We start from the raw sequence: 16,865 nt of genomic DNA on the forward strand, positions 1-16,865 counted from the left end.
ATGTGCCCGCTCTCACCCACCACCAAGTCGTCTCCCAGGGAAGTTTGAGGTTTTATTAGAAACCCCTGCACAAAGCTGCGCTGGAATGAAGAAAGTGGTGAGTGGCCATGGCAGATCCCAAGGCCGACGTCCACTCGGGAAACGATCAGTCACCCGAGCACCTGACCGCGAGCGACGCCACAAGCGGACCCGTGGGACAGGCAAGCACCAAGGAACCGGAAATCTTCGATACCCCTCGGTGGAACAAACACGATACAAGCTGGGTCATCAGCCTGTTTGGAACTGCGGTGGGAGCAGGAATCTTGTTCCTCCCTATCCGCGCAGGAGCGGCTGGCCTGTGGCCGCTGGTCATCATGACCCTTCTCATTGGCCCGATGACATATTTTTCCCACCGGGCATTGTCAAGAATTATTTGCAAATCTCCCCGAATGGGTGACGACATCACCCTCGTCGTCGAAGACTATTTCGGTTCCGCTGCCGGAAAGCTCATTACCGTTCTGTACTTTTTTGCGATTTACCCGATCGTGTTGATTTATGGCGTCTCTATTACAAACACAGTGGATAGCCTTCTCGTCAACCAGCTCGGAATGCCTTCACCGCCGCGATGGATCCTTTCAGCAATTCTCATCGCTGCTCTCATGGCGGTCATGCTTTCGGGTGAAAAAATCATCTTGATGGTTACTAGCTGGGTTGTCTACCCACTCATCGCGATTCTGATCGGTGTCTCGCTTTATCTCGTTCCGCAGTGGGATCTCAGTGGTCTCACCCAGCCGCAGCCCTTGCCTAGCATGCTCATGACGGTCTGGCTGACCATCCCCGTGCTCGTATTCGCGTTCAACCACAGCCCGGCAATCTCGCAGTTCTCGTTAGCGATGCAGCGCCACTACGGTTATAACTCGGCCGAGAAGGCTTCGAAGATTTTGCGCGCTAACGCGATCATGCTCGTGCTGTTCACCATGGGTTTCGTATGGTCATGTGTACTCGCTCTGGGACCCACTGAACTAGGTAAGGCACGTGAGGCAAACCTGCCTGTGCTGTCGCATATCGCTAATGTGATGGCTAACCCAATCATCAGTTACCTCGGCCCGATTGTCGCGATTACTGCCATCGTTTCTTCTTTCTTTGGGCACTATTTCGGCGCTGCTGAAGGAGCGGTCGGTATTGTTCGCGCTGTCACGAAGGGCAAAGTCAAGCAGCGTTCTGCCCAGATCGGTGTCGCCGCATTCATGTTCCTCACTACGTGGGGCGCGGCCGTGGCGAACCCAAGCATTCTCGGTCTCATCGAAACGATTTCTGGCCCAGTCATCGCATCAATCCTGTACCTGATGCCGATGTATGCAATCCACAAGGTGCCAGCGCTCAAGCCATACCGCGGCAAGCTCAGCAATGTGTTCATTACGGTTGCTGGATTGTTCGCAGTGGGAGCAATCATCGTGACGATGGTGCAGAGCTTCATGTGATCATGCCCTGACATCTATGGGGGTGGTTCCGCGAAAGGGAACCACCCCCGTTTTTTGTGTTCAGATCAGGTTAGTCCGCGTCGATCTCTTCTAACGTTCCGTTTTCTACGTGCCAGCGGCGGGTGAGCCGCACAGACTTGAGCATGCGGCGGTCATGGGTGACGAGCAGGATGGTTCCGTTGAATTCTTCGAGTGCTTCCTCAAGCTGTTCGATGGCTGGTAGGTCGAGGTGATTGGTGGGTTCATCGAGAACGAGAAGGTTCACACCGCGCGCTTGGAGGAGAGCTAAGGCTGCTCGGGTGCGTTCTCCTGGGGAAAGCGATGAAGCGGGCCGATTGACGTGGTCAGTTTTGAGGCCGAACTTGGCCAGGAGGGTTCGCACGTCAGCGTCGGGCCAGTCAGGAACTTCGAGAGCGAAGCACCGACTTAGGTTTTCTTCTCCTTCGAAGATGTCTCGTGCTTGGTCAATTTCACCGATGACGACGCGTGATCCAGCTGAGACTGTGCCTTCACGTGGTGGGATGCGCCCAAGGAGGAGGTTAAGGAGAGTGGTTTTTCCGGCGCCGTTGGGGCCAGTTACCGCTACGCGATCGCCGTAGCGCAGCTCGACGGTGAGGGGACCGAATGTGAAGTCACCTCTGTGGATGATGGCGCGACTGGCCTGGGCGACGATGTCACCTGAGCGAGGGGCTGCTGCGATAGTGAACTGTAATTGCCATTCTTTGCGAGGCTCTTCAACGACTTCGAGACGTTCGATTAATTTTTCGGTGATTTTGATCTTAGCGGCTTGTTTTTCACTGCTGGCGCGGTTGTGGTGGCGAATAAATTTGTCTTTTTCTTTACCGTGGCCACTTTTTCCTTTGCGGACAGCATTTTTAACGCCTTTGTCCATCCATGCGCGCTGCATACGGGCACGAGTTTCGAGCTCAGATTTACGTTGTGCATAGTCGTCGTAGGCTTCACGAGCATGGCGACGCCGAATTGATCGTTCTTCTAGGTAGGCGTCGTATCCACCGCCGTAGGTTGTGACTTTTTGAAGGGAGCGGTCAATCTCGACAATGCTTGTTGCTACGCGGGCGAGGAATTCACGGTCGTGGCTAACAAGAACAGTGGGAGCGTCCGTGTGGGTGACGAAGTGTTCAAGGTGCGCAAGTCCTGCAGCATCGAGGTCATTGGTGGGTTCGTCGAGGAGGTAGACGTCGTAGCGGGATAGAAGGAGGGCTGTTAGACCGACGCGTGCAGCTTGCCCGCCGGAGAGTGAATCGACTGTGCGGTCGAGGTCGATGTTCAGACCGAGGTTGGCGGCAACGGCAGGCATGCGTTCGTCGAGGTCCGGGCCGCCTAGGTTGAGCCAGATTTCGAGGGCGGTGGAGTAGGCGTCGCCGGCTGCTGCGTCGGCGTCGGGGTTACCGAGTGCCTCTGCGGTGGCATTCATGTGTGCCGTGGCAGCGGCGATGCCGGTGCGACGGGTGAGGGCTTGGCGGATTGTTTCTCCAGAGCGAGCGTCTGGTTCTTGGGTGAGGTAACCGAGTTGAGCATGGTGGGGTGTACAGGTAATGATTCCGGTGTGGGGCTGTTGGTGGCCGGCAAGGATTTGCAGGAGTGTAGATTTTCCTGCCCCGTTGGGTCCGACGAGGCCGATGACGTCGCCGTTGGTGACGATGAGGTCAAGGTTGGAGAAGAGGACTGTGCTCCCGTGTCCGGCGGTGATGTTGGCGGCGTGGAGGGTGCTGGTTTGACTCGCACTCATGTGAGCTCCTCAAGAGTTGGGGGGTTCGCCCCGGCACGGGTGATTGTGATGCCGCTGATGTGGCTGCAGCGTCGGATGATGTTGGTGAGGGTGGTGTGGTCGATGTCGGCGAGATCGTTGCGGTGGTCTGCTCCGAGGAGTCCGGCTGTCCATAGCCCGTCAATGAGGGCGGCCATGAATGAGTCTCCGGCTCCGACGGTGTCGACAACGTTGACTGTAGGGGTTTCAACAGTGATAGCCACGCCGTTTCTGGTGAGTGCGTCTGCGCCTTTGGCTCCGCGAGTGATGACAACCAGGCTGGGGCCGTGGCGTAGCCAGTTTTCCGCGACGGTAAGGGGGTTGATGGTTCCGTCTGTGATCCAGTGAATGTCTTCGTCGGAGACTTTGACTATGTCGGCCATGCCGATGAGGCGCTCCATGTGGGTGTAGGCATGCCGGGGTGTGCCCATGAGGCTGGGACGAGCGTTGGGGTCGTAGGTGATGGTGGCGGTGGCGCGGGCGACAGCGATGGCTTCGCGGACGTGGGTTGCTCCAGGTTCGGTGATGGCAGAGAAGGAGCCTGCGTGAACGATGCAGGTGTTGTTAGTGATGTTGATGGGTGGGCGGTCCCAGTGGACATCGAATTGGTAGGTAGCTGATCCGGTGGCGTCGATGGTGGCGTGGGCAGTGCTGGTGCGGGCTGCGGTGTTGCTTCCTGGGGTGATGGTGATGTGTTCGTCGGTGAGGTGGGTGTGAAGTTGTTTGCCGCGGGGATCGAGTGCATAGGAGGTGGCCAGGTGAACGGGGCGGGCTAGGCGGGCTAGGCCGACGGCAACATTCATGGGTGAGCCGCCGGGGTGTTCCTTGGTGTGGCCGGTTTCGGTGTCGATGATGTCTATGAGGGATTCACCAATGATGAGTGCGTGGGGCTGGGTGGGTTGCTGGCTCATGTGGGCTCCGTTGCGGGTTGGTGGCTAGTCACACACAAGAGAAGGTCGTACTCACTCTTTTTGGGGTGAGACGATGGGATGCTCTTAACAGCTAAGGGTGGGGCGTTCGTTGGTAGGTGTGTTCTTCTCCAGGCTGTGTTGCGGTTGGCATAGCTGGCTGCGGTGATTCATTGATGTTGAGGAAAGTGAGCGGAGTTCTGTGTCTGTGACGGTTTCGGATCGTGCCGGATGGCGGGAATGGTGTGCGTTGGGGGTGCTGCTGCTTCCGGTGCTGACTGTATCGATTAGCACGACTGCTCTCGGTTTCGCGGTGCCTGCGCTTTCTGCGGCTTTGCGACCGACCGGTGAAGAACTGTTGTGGATTGTGGATGTTTATCCGCTGGCGCTTGCTGGTTTGTTGTTGACCAGTGGGGTGCTTGGTGATCGTATCGGCCGGCGGAAGGTGTTGGCGATCGGTGCGGTGGGGGTTACTGCCGCTACGGTCTATGCCGCATTCAGTGACAGTGCCCTTGAGCTAATTTTCGCTCGTGCGTTAGTTGGTGTTTTTGGCGCGACTTTACTTCCTTCCACTTTGTCGCTCATGCGAAATATCTTCCACAATGAAGGCCAGCGACGTTTGGCTATCGCAATTTGGAGCGCTAGTTTCGCCGGGGGCGGCGCCCTGGGCCCCATTGTTGGAGGGTGGCTTTTAGGACATTTTTGGTGGGGAGCTATCTTCCTTCTCCCTGTCCCTTTAAACATATTGATGCTTGCAACAATGTTTTTCTTGGTTCCCGAGTCTCGTAATGAAAACTCTGAAAGCATTGACGCACTATCGGTTTTACTTTCAATTGGGGCTATGGTTCCAACGGCGTATGGGTTGAAGCATGCTGCAGCAACGGGGTTGGATGCTTTTTCTATCTTGCCGCTGGTATTTGGCATTGCCTGCGGTTTTTTCTTTACACGCCGCCAGCTTGGGATGGATCATCCTCTTTTGGATGTGCGGTTGTTTAAAAACCGTGTGCTCACAACTGCCGCCATCGGTAACTTTTCTTCGGTTTTTGTTTTCGCAGGTGTCCAGTTTTACATTTCGCAACACATTCAGCTAATCCAGGGGCTTGATCCGGTAACAGCGGGGTGGTGGCTTCTTCCTGGGGCGGCAGCTTCTGTGGCCGTGGGCGTGCTGATTGTCTATCTGACTCGGACTTTTCCTCGTTGGTTGCTTATTGGTGCCGGAACTCTCCTTATGGCTGCGGGTGCAGGGTTGAGTGTTTTTATTGATGTGAAAACGGGCATCTGGCTGCCGGTTCTTATGTATGTAGCTCTTGGGGTTGGGGCCTCTGCAGCTCAGGCTTTAAATACTGATGCATTGATTTCGGCAGCACCACCGGAGCGGGCTGGAGCTGCGTCAGGCTTATCGGAAACAGCTTTTGAACTGGGTACTTCTCTTGGTGTCGCGGTGTTGGGGAGTGTGCTTACCACTTTTTACGGTCGCGCTCTTTCTCTTCCCGAGGGTTTATCTGCAAGCGACTACCACGCCGTGGTTTCTACATTGGGGGCTGCGGAAGAAGTCGCCGCTAAACTTTCCCCGGAGGCTGGTTATATTCTCCACACCGCTGCACAGCAGGCTTTTATTCACGCTGAGCGGGTAACAGGTTTTACCGCGTGTCTAGGGCTTGCTGCGGCAGGAATTCTCATTGCTCGGTCGCTTCGCAAAGGCGGGCTGGGTCGCGTTTCTTCTCCTTCGAATTCCTAGTTTTCCAGGGACGGAAGCAACTACCGAGTGATCTGCGTGCGGTCATACATCCGCGTGGTTACTGATTTTTGAGGACTTTATGACTTCTATGCCGAAACGTCCTTCCGATAGCAGCTCGACCCCTGAGCTTGATTTATTGGCTTGGCTGCTTGATGACCTTATCCGTATCCCTGGTATTCGAATGAGGATTGGTGCAGATGCTCTCATTGGCCTTATACCTGGGGTCGGAGATGTTCTAGGAACAGCTCTTGGTGGGGCTGTTCTTATTGGCGCAGTTCGGCAACGCGTTCCCATGTCTACCCTTCTCCGTATGGGATGGAACCTTTTCATTGACCAAATACTTGGCCTTATCCCTGGCGTTGGTGACATCGCAGACTTCGCTCATCGCGCTAATTCGAAGAATGTTCAGCTGTTGCGCCGTGATATCGCTGAAGGGCGCACTGTGAGCACTGATACTCGGGGCTACTTGATCCGTGCTGCGTTTTTAGTTGGCGTGATCTTGTGTGTGCTGATTGTGTTCACTGGGGTTGCTTTGTGGTTCTTGTGGCGGTTGGTTTCTACCCTATTGAGCCTGTAAGGCTGCCGCGTTTTTTATGATGCCTTCGCAAGGCATAGCATCGGGCCCCACCGGTAATTACCGGTGGGGCCCGATGCTATGAGGCATTCTGCTCAGGAAGGCAGCAGTTCCGAAGTGTCTTCAGGTTTTTCTTTGATCGGTTTCTCAGAAGAGTCCAAGATCATCCGTCGTGGTGCAGCTGCTGTCATCTTTTCCGGTGAGAAGTAGGTGAGAGCCTCTTCTGGGTCCGGGAAAGTATGCTCATCGACGATGTGATCTTCACCCATTTTCTGCCGCTTTCCTGTCAAGAGTGATGTGTTAGCGACCGCTGGCGCTGGAAGCCTTGTTGTACGTCTTCTGTACAACGCTTCCCCAGTATGGGCCAAACATGTAGTCCGGGATCTCATCGAGCACATAGGAGTTAACCGAGTTCTGCACGGATGAAGTGCCGGTGTATTTACCTCCCATAAACCAGGGGCCGCCGGAGGATCCGTCGGTCATGTCACAGGGGATGCCCTGTGCCTGACTTTCAGGCTCGAGCTTGTCGGGGACTGCCGTTCCGGTACATGACCAGAGAGTTTCACCATCGTACGGTTCGCCGGCAGGGTAGCCGAATGCTTTGTATTTCAAACCACGCTGCTGGTTGAAGGCGACGCCCGTTGCTCCGACAGTATCGGAGAGGGTTTGTCCTTTGTTTTTACCGACGACAACGAAAGCAGTGTCAACTTCCAAGTCTTCGGACCTGATCCAGTCCGAAGGCGCGAAAGCGTTGACTGCCGTCCATTTGCCATAGGGCGCATCGCCGTTTTCATACGCTGGAACAAAGATGAAACGGCTGGCGTACCGTCCTCTTTCATTGACGCAGTGAGCAGCGGTAGACACCATGGAACCACCTTGAGAATTCACAGAGTTAGCGGAGCAGACATAGTCTTTTCCATTAACCGTGAAGAAGACTTTCCCAATGGTCGGCTGAGGCTTTTCACGTACTGCTTTTGCAGAAGCTTTAGTGAGTGGCGAAGTGGATTTCGCAGCAGCTTTGAGCGGTTGCTTTCCAGGAATAACCTCGGGCGGAAACTTTTCTTGCTGTTTCTTGCTTACAACTTTTCCACTTTTCTTTTTGGTGAGGTCTTGAGCTTTTTGCATGCGTTCTTTAGTCCAGTAAGAGGGCGCTTCTTGCTGGCCTTCGAATTGATGCATCACGACCTTATCCTCGCCGGGATCAGCCGGAGTGGCTTGGGCCGTGACGGGGAGCAAAGAGCCGGTCAGTGCCACCAGGGAGACGACGGCGAATACGGAACGCCTGTTGACTGTGCTCATAGGATGCCTTTCGATTTCAGTGAATCAAGTTTCCTTCATTCACTTATTTCAGGATTCCAGCATCGCTTCAGATACGAAGCTGCATCCATCGCGACTGTTTTTCAATCGCGCATCGGCGAGTACACAGGAAAATTTGACGCCTCACCATGGTTACATGGTAAGGGTTTTCCATGTATTTAGTCAAATTTCAGTAAAATATACTTAACAATTAAACCTAAATGGGTCACGAAATTGACTGTTTGAGTATTTCCAGCTGTGGATACGTATATGGTCGACGATCGTCGACCATATACGTGTTAAGTGCTTCCGCAGATCAGGGTTCTACAGAAGCACTCAGTGGGTGGTGTGGCGGCGAGCGATCAACGTACCCACGATCGCCATAACTCCCAACGCACCAACACCCCCCAATGCCAACGTCGTGGCCGGAATCCCCACGCCACTGCTCGCACTGGTTGCGGCAGCAGCCGGAGCTGCGCTGGTCTCGAAACCACCAGCCGCGCCACTCTTGTCATAGTCACTACCAGGCAGCTTGTTCGCGTACTTGCCGTGCACAATCTCCTGGTAACGCTTCAACGACACACCCTCACCAACATTGGCGCGGGCCTCATCATTCAGCGGCAATACCCGATCTCCTTTAACCGAGTACCACGCGTTAACCTGCGGCTCATGCAACACCTGACCACCCTGGGCACGGCTGTTGTACTGCGCCTCTAAATCACCAGAAGCAGCATTCACGGCCTTCCAGCCCGAGCCACCCTTGTCCTTAACGCTCCACACACTGGTGACCTGATCCCCCACACGCACCGTGTTCGCTACATAACCCAACGCACCCACCGGGCCACGTCCAGAAGTAACGAACTCAGGCTGCAACACATTCACCTGCGTCGTCGTACCCGACACCAACGACGGCCCCGAACCCTTTCCTGGGTTGGATTTGGCCTCGGAGGCGGGCGCGCCTTTGCTGGGTGCGCTTTGAGCTTTAGCTTTTTCTGCGACGCGTCCGGCTAGGTTGAGTGCCGATGAGCTGGTGGCTGCCTGTGTGGCGGCAGCGCGCTCGGCTTGGGTGAGGGGTGCTGGACCTGTCGTGTCGGCGGCGTTACCGATTCCAGGGGTGGCACACAGCAACATTCCTGCACCAGCCACTGCGGCGAGCATGCGCTTATTAGTCATGTCAGCCTCCGATCTGGGAAAGCGTGTGGGTCCAGGAGAAGTCCTGGTTGTTGACGTAGAAGTTGTAGTCACCGACGTTTAGGCGCTGTTTGGAGGGCCAGGGGTCGTACCATTCGATGCTTTGATCACTGGCGCGGAAGCCGCTGATGGCCACCATGTGACCGCCACCAGCGCGGTAGAGGACGCGAGTGAGGACGGGACGGTCAGCGTTGATCTCTTTCTGCACCTCCTGGTAGCTGATGGGGCCGCTTAGGCGACCTGGGTTAATCCCTAGGGATTGGAAGGCTTGCTGGTCGTTTTCCAGGGTGGCCTGAGTGTTGGGGCATTGGTCGTCTTTGTTGCGGTTCCATGCCAGGTTGCAGAACTGGTTTTGGGAGACGCTGACACCTTTGTAGTTGGCAATGGTTGTACCGGTTGCCGACCAGCACCATTGGCTCTGCTCTTGCGCTTGAGGATTAATAGGTATTTGCACGGAGCCGTCTTCCAGCGTCCTGGGTGCCGCGGATGCAGCTGTCGGCACGGCCAGAAGGGCCGCTGCAAGGAGGCCAGCAGCACTGGCGATCTTGCGGGTCATGCTGTTTGGGAACAAAACTCCTCCTCGATGAGGAATTGATGGGGGGAGGCACATTTTCGGCCTACATCAACGCTATTCGCGGCTTTGTCCCAGATTTTGTGGGTAGCCTCCCACTGTGGGTGGTGTGGTCACTTCCTGCCACAGCTGAGCAATAAAACAGTTTCCACCTCTTACCTGTGTAGCCAGACGCTTCAGAGCAGAGCGCCTGGCTACACAGGTAAGAACCGAGATGGTTCTGCGTATTTTTCTTTACTCTGCACCCTCAAACTACACAGCGTGCATTCAGGATTATTGTCTCAGTGTTGAGATCAGTGGGTGGTGTGGCGGCGAGCGATCAACGTACCCACGATCGCCATAACTCCCAACGCACCAACACCCCCCAATGCCAACGTCGTGGCCGGAATCCCCACGCCACTGCTCGCACTGGTTGCGGCAGCAGCCGGAGCTGCGCTGGTCTCGAAACCACCAGCCGCGCCACTCTTGTCATAGTCACTACCAGGCAGCTTGTTCGCGTACTTGCCGTGCACAATCTCCTGGTAACGCTTCAACGACACACCCTCACCAACATTGGCGCGGGCCTCATCATTCAGCGGCAATACCCGATCTCCTTTAACCGAGTACCACGCGTTAACCTGCGGCTCATGCAACACCTGACCACCCTGGGCACGGCTGTTGTACTGCGCCTCTAAATCACCAGAAGCAGCATTCACGGCCTTCCAGCCCGAGCCACCCTTGTCCTTAACGCTCCACACACTGGTGACCTGATCCCCCACACGCACCGTGTTCGCTACATAACCCAACGCACCCACCGGGCCACGTCCAGAAGTAACGAACTCAGGCTGCAACACATTCACCTGCGTCGTCGTACCCGACACCAACGACGGCCCCGAACCCTTTCCTGGGTTGGATTTGGCCTCGGAGGCGGGCGCGCCTTTGCTGGGTGCGCTTTGAGCTTTAGCTTTTTCTGCGACGCGTCCGGCTAGGTTGAGTGCCGATGAGCTGGTGGCTGCCTGTGTGGCGGCAGCGCGCTCGGCTTGGGTGAGGGGTGCTGGACCTGTCGTGTCGGCGGCGTTACCGATTCCAGGGGTGGCACACAGCAACATTCCTGCACCAGCCACTGCGGCGAGCATGCGCTTATTAGTCATGTCAGCCTCCGATCTGGGAAAGCGTGTGGGTCCAGGAGAAGTCCTGGTTGTTGACGTAGAAGTTGTAGTCACCGACGTTTAGGCGCTGTTTGGAGGGCCAGGGGTCGTACCATTCGATGCTTTGATCACTGGCGCGGAAGCCGCTGATGGCCACCATGTGACCGCCACCAGCGCGGTAGAGGACGCGAGTGAGGACGGGACGGTCAGCGTTGATCTCTTTCTGCACCTCCTGGTAGCTGATGGGGCCGCTTAGGCGACCTGGGTTAATCCCTAGGGATTGGAAGGCTTGCTGGTCGTTTTCCAGGGTGGCCTGAGTGTTGGGGCATTGGTCGTCTTTGTTGCGGTTCCATGCCAGGTTGCAGAACTGGTTTTGGGAGACGCTGACACCTTTGTAGTTGGCAATGGTTGTACCGGTTGCCGACCAGCACCATTGGTCGCGTTCTTGGGCTTGAGCCCTGATCGGAAGACGAACTTCATCATTGGCGCGGTGGATAGGGGCAGCCATAGCTGAAGGCGCAGTGAGCATCACTGCCGCAAAGAGGCCCGAAACCCCGGCCGCCTTGCGAATTGTGTTGTTTCGGAACAAAACTCCTCCTCATCGAGGAATGTCGGTGCGGACAACACGAAAGTAGGACTACCCCAAGCACCTTTCTTGTTTTGACGCCCCCAGCGCGTCACATCGTGAATAGTCTTCACAGCCGCTACGACCGTTTTCACGGATCGACGTCCCTTTTCGCGTGAACGTTCACACACAGGATCAGCGGGGAGAAAACATGTTGACGAGCCCGCACACCTCTTTCGGTGAAGCTTTACATGAGGCTGTTCGCCGGCGCGGGTTGCCGCTTGCACGTGTGCAAGCCCACCTAGAACAGGCAGGTTTCCATGTGGCACCCAGCACAATCAGTCAGTGGCAGCACGGACACCGTCTACCGCGTTCTCCGCGCTCACTAGCCATCGTCGATGAGCTAGAGCGAATCTTGGGAACTCCACCTGGAGCTTTACGCACTGCAGCCATTGGCACACCTCAGTCCCATAGAAGTGACCTGCATGTTGTCGACTATGCCGAGCGCCTTGAGGCCCTGACCGCCGACCTAGGCGCGTCGCCCAGCGCTGCATTTGCAACGCTGGGCAACCATGATCAAGTCACCATCGGCCCGCGAGGAAGCTTGATTCGACGGCGTTCACTCACTGTCATGCGAGTTATGGAATCCACGGATCGCCTTGTTGTTACTCATGTCGGAGAAAAACAGTGACATCAGCCAGACAAGCATTCACCCCGTTCGCGGCACCCGTCTTGGCCGGGTGCTACGCGACACTGAAACAAATCTGATTGCTGCTCAGCTTCTTTTCGATCGCACTCTCGACCGGGGGGAACTCATTGTCCATGAGGTTGAGTTCAATTTACCTGGGGATACTCTGGCTCAGGACTATTTTCATTGGGTGACTCATGAAGTCACTCTTTTAACCGTGGAAGTGACGTTCGATCGGGCATATCGCCCGAGCACAACTACTTCCTTTTTCCGTCCGCGCTCTCAAGCTCCCGACACCTGTTGCCACGAGCTGCGCCTTGATCACGGTGACCGTGCAGTTTTAGTGCAGCAACCAGCATCTGCAGGCATTCACGGGATCCGCTGGGAGTGGCCGGGGTGATCTTCGCGGAGAAGATTGGGCCGATCAGGCCTGCTTCACAGCGGAGATATCGAAGGAAAGGGTGACTTCTTCAGAAACAAGCAGGCCACCTGCTTCGAGGACAGCATTCCAGGTTAGGCCGAAGTCTTTACGGTTCACCTTGATTGAGCCTTCGAATCCAGCGCGCTCAGCTCCAGTGTGATCGTTTGCGGTGCCTGCGAAAAGGAAGTCGATGGTAATGGTGCGAGTGATGTCACGAATAGTGAGGTCACCAGTGACGCGCAGAATGTCGGCACCACCAGAAGCGACATGCGTAGATCGGAATGTGATGTGGGGGTACTTTTCGACGTCAAAGAATTCAGCCGAGCGCAGATGGTTATCCCGATCACCGTTGCGAGTGTCAATGCTGCTGGCATCGATGGTTAGCTCAATAGCCCCATTAGTGAGGTTGGCTTCAATACTGGCCGTACCTTCGAAGGTATCGAAGGAACCCCGCACCTTAGTGACCATGGCGTGACGAGCAACGAAGCCAATCTCACTGTGAGCCGGGTCGATCGAGTAGGTGCCATGAAGAGATTCGAGCGTAGCCATGGTGCCTCCTTGGATGATGCGCCCCTGGGTAGTGTCGTTGTACTGACGAGAACAGGTAGGTGCGTAGGGTCCTGTATATATCCAACCAATATGATTGAAGGTTCATCTTCACCATAGATTCACTTACTTGACACGCCAACGCGAAAAGAATGGAAGATGCCATGACCTCAACCCCACGCCCCACTCCCCTCACCGCAGCCGCGAGCGCCCTGGACGCCGCCAAAAAACGAGAACGCCGCCTACGACTAGCCATCCGACACCAAAATCACGGCCCAGATAGCCCCGGCCGCACCCAAGAAGCAGAAGCCCTCGCCACAGCAGCTCTAGCTCTGGCTCGTAACTATGCCCCCGAAGCAGGCCGCATCGCCTCCTTTATCTCCACCGACGATGAACCCCCCACCCACACCCTCAATGCCACCTTGGCTGCGGCCGGATATGACGTCATCATTCCCGTCACCAATGACGACATGACCCTCAACTGGCTCCCTTATGACCCCAACATCCCCCCAGCTGCACGCACCTGTGACCTCACCGACACCCAACGCGCAGCACTTTTAGGCCACGAGGCGATGACAAGCGCTCCTCTCCTACTCATCCCCGGCATCGCAGTGGACATCAAAGGCAACCGACTCGGACACGGCGGCGGCTGCTACGACCGCGCCCTGACCACAAAACACCCAGAGGCAACCACCATCGTCATCCTCCACGAAGGCGAAATAAGCACTACCCCACTACCCCACGGCCGCTTCGACCAGCCCATCAATGGCGTCCTTACCGCATCTGGGCACCAATTTGTCCCCCTCACCGCAGAAGAACCCCCCTTGCCCTGAAACGAGGACACCCCACCCACACTTCTGTATTTACAGTCGCGCACAGGCGGGAAGCGATGAAACTATATTGACGTGGCCAACGAAACCGGAAGTGTCTCCAACCCACGCCGCCCAAACGGCCCCCGCAACCCCGCCGACCAATGGGCTGAAGGCCCAGCCGGACGATTCTGGGGCACCAACGGCGCCGCCGGGCTCCTTGCACATGACCCACCCCGCGGGGTCCTCCTCCAACACCGTGCCGCATGGAGCGACCACGGCAGCACATGGGGTCTGCCCGGCGGAGCCCGCCACAGCAACGAAAAACCCATACCCGGCGCACTACGTGAAGCAACCGAAGAAGCAGGCGTTCCCCACGAAAACCTCCTTATCGCCAGTACCTACACATACGACGTCAATTACTGGAGCTACACCACTGTCATCGCCCAAGTAACCACCCCATTCGAAGCTGTCATCAACGACACCGAAAGCGAAGAACTGCGCTGGGTTCCCATCGATGATGTCGATTCCCTGCCCCTACACCCCGGCTTGGCCGCCTTATGGCCCCAACTGCGTTACGCCCTCACCGCCCAGCCACACCTTCTCATCGACATTGCAAACGTCATGGGGTCCCGCCCCGACGGCTGGTGGAAAGACCGTGTTGGAGCTGCCCAGCGACTCCTGACACAACTCGAAACACTCACCTACCACGGCATCCCCGGCCCTTTTCTCGGACATCCCAAAGAATGGCACTTCTGGCCAGAAATCGAGGCCGTCGTCGAAGGACAAGTAGCCCGCACAGACAACCTCTTTACCACCGCGCCGCCCCCTGAACAAACCACGCCAAGCACAGGCGAACTCCTCATCACCCGAGCAAACGCCGACGGCGACAGCACCATCCTCGAACGCCTTGCCACCTTCCCCGCCAGTACCGACGTAACCGTCGTCACCTCAGACCGACCACTACGCACCAGCGCCGAAAACCTCGGCGCACGCGTCGTCGGCTCCGGCTCGCTTCTCTCCTTACTCCCCCACACTTAATCCAGCCCAACACGCCAGACACCACTGAAAGCACGCGCATGGACGCCACCACTCCTGGCGTCCATAGCCGAACTATTCCCACCTACCTCACAACACCCCTGAACATCACAACGCCACAACCTCAACATCCTCAGGACGAGCCTGGTCAGGAGTGGGCACCCCCGAGCCTTCCAAACCCACCGCAGCACTCCCATACGCCACTGCATGCCGCAAACATCCCACCTGATCCTGCCCCTGCATCTGCGCCAATAAATACCCGGCAATCGTTGAATCCCCCGCAGCAACCTGACTACGCACCGTCACTTCCCGCGCCTGCGCCAACCAAGCCCCCTGCGCATCAACAAGCACACCACCAGCACTACCCATCGTTGCCAACACCGTGTCAATCCCCCGCTCCACCAGTAAACGACCAGCCTGCGCAATCACTTCCCAATCCCCAGCGGCCACGGCCTCACGCAACACCCGCACCTTAAAACCACTTGCCTGCGCAAGCTCAGAAGCATTCGGCTTGAAAAAATTCGGCGCAGCCAGCTGCAAAGACCGCGCCACCGCAGCCAATGGCGCATCCGAAGCATCCAGCGTGACCTTCACCTGCATCTGCCGCAACGTGCGAATGAGATCCACATAAAAATCATGCGGAACGCCTGGCTGAAGCGACCCCGACAACACCACCCAGTCCGCCCGCTCAGCTGCGATAAGTAACGCACTGCGCAAAGCGTTCACCTCCTGCGGAGAAATCTCCCCACCAGGCTCATTAAATTTCGTTGTCGTTCCGTCAGCCTCTGTCAACGTCAAATTGGTCCGCACCCCCGCAGCGACATCAATCGCAGAAAAAGGAACACCCCTCATCTCCAACAACGTCAACAACTGCTCCCGCGGCGAGGCAGGCAAAACAGCAACCACAGGCTTACCTGCCAACTGCAACGCACGCGCCACGTTCACGCCCTTGCCACCAGGCTCAATCACCACATCACCTAAACGGTGCATCAACCCCCGCTCCAACCCACTTCGCAGGTGCGCAGACCGATCAACACTGGGATTCGTGGTCAGGGTGACAATCATGGCGCTGACTCATCCGTTCTATCGGGAACACCTCTGACCCCATCATCTCTCACCAACGAAAACAGCAATCAAGACACCCGCACATAGCACCCAACACACCAACAACGAAGCGTGGCTCCACAGAACTACTCAGAACCCGGTAGTAGCGTGAAAGGCGTGCAGCTCACATCGAATATCACTGACACGGCCCTCGTCTTTGAAGGAGGTGGACTCCGAGCAAGCTACACCTCTGGCCTCGTCGTGTCCCTGCTTGAAGCTGGTTTGTACTTCAACTGGGTAGGCGGAATCTCAGCCGGATCGAGCCATACAGCCAACTACCTCTCGCGCGATGTGTGGCGAGCCCGAGCCTCCTTTACCGACTTCGCCGACGACCCCCAGTTCGGCGGCTGGTCCACTTTTGTACGCGGCCAAGGTCTCTTCAACGCGAAATACATCTACCAAGAAGCAGGTCAGCCCGGCGCCAACCTCCCCTTTGACGACGAAACATTCCAAGCCAACCCGGCCCAGATGAGCGTGGGGGCCTTCAACGCATCCACAGGCGAGTCCACCTACTGGGGCCGCTCCGATATCGATACCGTCGGCGACCTGATGATCCGAGTCCAAGCCAGTTCGACAATGCCGATCGTCATGCCCCGCGTCATCATCAACAACCACGTGTTTCTCGATGGCGCCCTAGGAGAAACCGCAGGAATCCCCCTCCTGCCAGCACAACGCGCCGGATACGAACGCTTCCTCATTGTTCTTTCTCGCCCCCGCGACTACATCAAAGAACCTTTCCGACACACGCGTTTGGTCAACCGCTGGTTCCACGGGCTACCCGCTGTATCTGAAGCACTCGCCTCGCGGCCAAAGCGATACAACGCTCTGCGCGAAGAGATTTTCTCTCTCGCCGAGGAAGGAAAGGCCTACGTCTTCGTCCCTGAAACCATGCCGATCTCTACTAACCGATCCACAACAGCCCAGCTCAACGCCTCCTACGAGGCTGGATACGCCCAAGCCCAGAAAGAACTCCCGGCCATTATCGAATTCCTTGGCGATCCCCAAGGCACAAGCAAAAACACCGATACGCAAGCACAGACGCTCACCTTAGATTCCTGAGA

General features: G+C 56.6%; 18 protein-coding genes. 8 read left to right on the forward strand and 10 right to left on the reverse strand.

Annotated elements, in window-relative coordinates; translation table 11 throughout:
* Positions 1-107 precede the first annotated feature (107 nt).
* Complete coding sequence (locus tag DXZ77_RS08560; RefSeq protein WP_115031399.1) at positions 108-1,460, forward strand: SLC5/6 family protein; 1,353 nt, start codon at positions 108-110, stop codon at positions 1,458-1,460.
* 70 nt (positions 1,461-1,530) lie between these two features.
* On the opposite strand, the gene DXZ77_RS08565 is transcribed toward DXZ77_RS08560, so the two are convergent.
* Both DXZ77_RS08565 and DXZ77_RS08570 read right to left on the reverse strand, forming a co-directional pair.
* Positions 1,531-3,210: an ABC-F family ATP-binding cassette domain-containing protein gene (locus DXZ77_RS08565; RefSeq protein ID WP_115031401.1), complete on the reverse strand. Its 1,680-nt coding sequence runs from the start codon at positions 3,208-3,210 to the stop codon at positions 1,531-1,533.
* Positions 3,207-4,139: a carbohydrate kinase family protein gene (locus tag DXZ77_RS08570; RefSeq protein WP_115031403.1), complete on the reverse strand. Its 933-nt coding sequence runs from the start codon at positions 4,137-4,139 to the stop codon at positions 3,207-3,209. Before DXZ77_RS08570 ends, DXZ77_RS08565 begins: the two co-directional genes overlap by 4 nt.
* A gap of 205 nt (positions 4,140-4,344) precedes the next feature.
* Here DXZ77_RS08570 and DXZ77_RS08575 point away from each other — a divergent pair, with 205 nt between their 5' ends.
* Entirely contained in the window at positions 4,345-5,874 is a 1,530-nt protein-coding gene (locus tag DXZ77_RS08575; protein WP_181816083.1) for an MFS transporter, read from the forward strand.
* A 79-nt stretch (positions 5,875-5,953) separates the two neighbouring features.
* Positions 5,954-6,451, forward strand: coding sequence for a DUF4112 domain-containing protein (locus tag DXZ77_RS08580; RefSeq protein ID WP_115031407.1), 498 nt, complete (start codon positions 5,954-5,956; stop codon positions 6,449-6,451).
* A gap of 92 nt (positions 6,452-6,543) precedes the next feature.
* On the opposite strand, the gene DXZ77_RS11820 is transcribed toward DXZ77_RS08580, so the two are convergent.
* The 6 genes from DXZ77_RS11820 to DXZ77_RS08605 all read right to left on the reverse strand — a co-directional run bounded on the left by DXZ77_RS11820 (position 6,544) and on the right by DXZ77_RS08605 (position 11,222).
* Entirely contained in the window at positions 6,544-6,738 is a 195-nt protein-coding gene (locus DXZ77_RS11820) for a hypothetical protein (protein WP_147279239.1), read from the reverse strand.
* A 10-nt stretch (positions 6,739-6,748) separates the two neighbouring features.
* Complete coding sequence (locus DXZ77_RS08585) at positions 6,749-7,747, reverse strand: trypsin-like serine peptidase (protein ID WP_115031409.1); 999 nt, start codon at positions 7,745-7,747, stop codon at positions 6,749-6,751.
* 333 nt (positions 7,748-8,080) lie between these two features.
* Positions 8,081-8,917: a hypothetical protein gene (locus DXZ77_RS08590; RefSeq protein WP_115031411.1), complete on the reverse strand. Its 837-nt coding sequence runs from the start codon at positions 8,915-8,917 to the stop codon at positions 8,081-8,083.
* Between the two features lies 1 nt (position 8,918).
* On the reverse strand, positions 8,919-9,491 hold the full coding sequence (locus DXZ77_RS08595; RefSeq protein ID WP_115031413.1) for a papain-like cysteine protease family protein: 573 nt from the start codon (positions 9,489-9,491) through the stop codon (positions 8,919-8,921).
* Positions 9,492-9,799: 308 nt separating this feature from the next.
* On the reverse strand, positions 9,800-10,636 hold the full coding sequence (locus tag DXZ77_RS08600) for a hypothetical protein (protein ID WP_115031411.1): 837 nt from the start codon (positions 10,634-10,636) through the stop codon (positions 9,800-9,802).
* Position 10,637: 1 nt separating this feature from the next.
* On the reverse strand, positions 10,638-11,222 hold the full coding sequence (locus DXZ77_RS08605) for a papain-like cysteine protease family protein (protein ID WP_147279240.1): 585 nt from the start codon (positions 11,220-11,222) through the stop codon (positions 10,638-10,640).
* Positions 11,223-11,520: 298 nt separating this feature from the next.
* Between DXZ77_RS08605 and DXZ77_RS11825 the strand changes: the two genes are divergently transcribed.
* Positions 11,521-11,889, forward strand: a complete 369-nt coding sequence (locus DXZ77_RS11825) for a hypothetical protein (protein WP_147279241.1) — start codon at positions 11,521-11,523, stop codon at positions 11,887-11,889.
* Entirely contained in the window at positions 11,870-12,286 is a 417-nt protein-coding gene (locus DXZ77_RS11830) for a hypothetical protein (RefSeq protein WP_147279242.1), read from the forward strand. The genes DXZ77_RS11825 and DXZ77_RS11830 overlap by 20 nt, the downstream gene beginning before the upstream one ends.
* A 24-nt stretch (positions 12,287-12,310) precedes the next feature.
* Here the strand turns inward: DXZ77_RS11830 and DXZ77_RS08610 are convergent, their stop codons facing one another.
* Entirely contained in the window at positions 12,311-12,856 is a 546-nt protein-coding gene (locus DXZ77_RS08610) for a YceI family protein (RefSeq protein WP_115031421.1), read from the reverse strand.
* 161 nt (positions 12,857-13,017) lie between these two features.
* Between DXZ77_RS08610 and DXZ77_RS08615 the strand changes: the two genes are divergently transcribed.
* Together DXZ77_RS08615 and DXZ77_RS08620 are read left to right on the forward strand one after the other, a co-directional pair.
* Positions 13,018-13,686 carry a 5-formyltetrahydrofolate cyclo-ligase gene (locus DXZ77_RS08615; protein WP_181816084.1) on the forward strand — a complete coding sequence of 223 codons (669 nt, stop codon included), beginning with the start codon at positions 13,018-13,020 and terminating at the stop codon, positions 13,684-13,686.
* Between the two features lie 72 nt (positions 13,687-13,758).
* Complete coding sequence (locus DXZ77_RS08620; RefSeq protein WP_115031423.1) at positions 13,759-14,703, forward strand: NUDIX domain-containing protein; 945 nt, start codon at positions 13,759-13,761, stop codon at positions 14,701-14,703.
* Positions 14,704-14,808: 105 nt separating this feature from the next.
* Here DXZ77_RS08620 and DXZ77_RS08625 read toward each other — a convergent pair whose 3' ends face one another.
* Positions 14,809-15,765 (reverse strand): 1-phosphofructokinase family hexose kinase, encoded by a 957-nt coding sequence (locus tag DXZ77_RS08625; protein ID WP_115031424.1) that lies wholly within the window; start codon positions 15,763-15,765, stop codon positions 14,809-14,811.
* Positions 15,766-15,921: 156 nt separating this feature from the next.
* Here DXZ77_RS08625 and DXZ77_RS08630 point away from each other — a divergent pair, with 156 nt between their 5' ends.
* Entirely contained in the window at positions 15,922-16,863 is a 942-nt protein-coding gene (locus tag DXZ77_RS08630) for a patatin-like phospholipase family protein (RefSeq protein WP_115032808.1), read from the forward strand.
* Positions 16,864-16,865 lie beyond the last annotated feature (2 nt).

Source organism: Dermatophilus congolensis (assembly GCF_900447215.1).
GTDB classification, from domain to species: Bacteria; Actinomycetota; Actinomycetes; order Actinomycetales; family Dermatophilaceae; genus Dermatophilus; species Dermatophilus congolensis_A.

Coding starts and splice junctions, on each gene's coding strand:
- DXZ77_RS08560 (WP_115031399.1), top strand. CDS start 108: ATGGCAGATCCCAAGGCCGACGTCCACTCGGGAAACGATCAGTCACCC.
- DXZ77_RS08565 (WP_115031401.1), bottom strand. CDS start 3,210: ATGAGTGCGAGTCAAACCAGCACCCTCCACGCCGCCAACATCACCGCC.
- DXZ77_RS08570 (WP_115031403.1), bottom strand. CDS start 4,139: ATGAGCCAGCAACCCACCCAGCCCCACGCACTCATCATTGGTGAATCC.
- DXZ77_RS08580 (WP_115031407.1), top strand. CDS start 5,954: ATGACTTCTATGCCGAAACGTCCTTCCGATAGCAGCTCGACCCCTGAG.
- DXZ77_RS08585 (WP_115031409.1), bottom strand. CDS start 7,747: ATGAGCACAGTCAACAGGCGTTCCGTATTCGCCGTCGTCTCCCTGGTG.
- DXZ77_RS08590 (WP_115031411.1), bottom strand. CDS start 8,917: ATGACTAATAAGCGCATGCTCGCCGCAGTGGCTGGTGCAGGAATGTTG.
- DXZ77_RS08595 (WP_115031413.1), bottom strand. CDS start 9,491: ATGACCCGCAAGATCGCCAGTGCTGCTGGCCTCCTTGCAGCGGCCCTT.
- DXZ77_RS08600 (WP_115031411.1), bottom strand. CDS start 10,636: ATGACTAATAAGCGCATGCTCGCCGCAGTGGCTGGTGCAGGAATGTTG.
- DXZ77_RS11830 (WP_147279242.1), top strand. CDS start 11,870: ATGTCGGAGAAAAACAGTGACATCAGCCAGACAAGCATTCACCCCGTT.
- DXZ77_RS08610 (WP_115031421.1), bottom strand. CDS start 12,856: ATGGCTACGCTCGAATCTCTTCATGGCACCTACTCGATCGACCCGGCT.
- DXZ77_RS08615 (WP_181816084.1), top strand. CDS start 13,018: ATGACCTCAACCCCACGCCCCACTCCCCTCACCGCAGCCGCGAGCGCC.
- DXZ77_RS08625 (WP_115031424.1), bottom strand. CDS start 15,765: ATGATTGTCACCCTGACCACGAATCCCAGTGTTGATCGGTCTGCGCAC.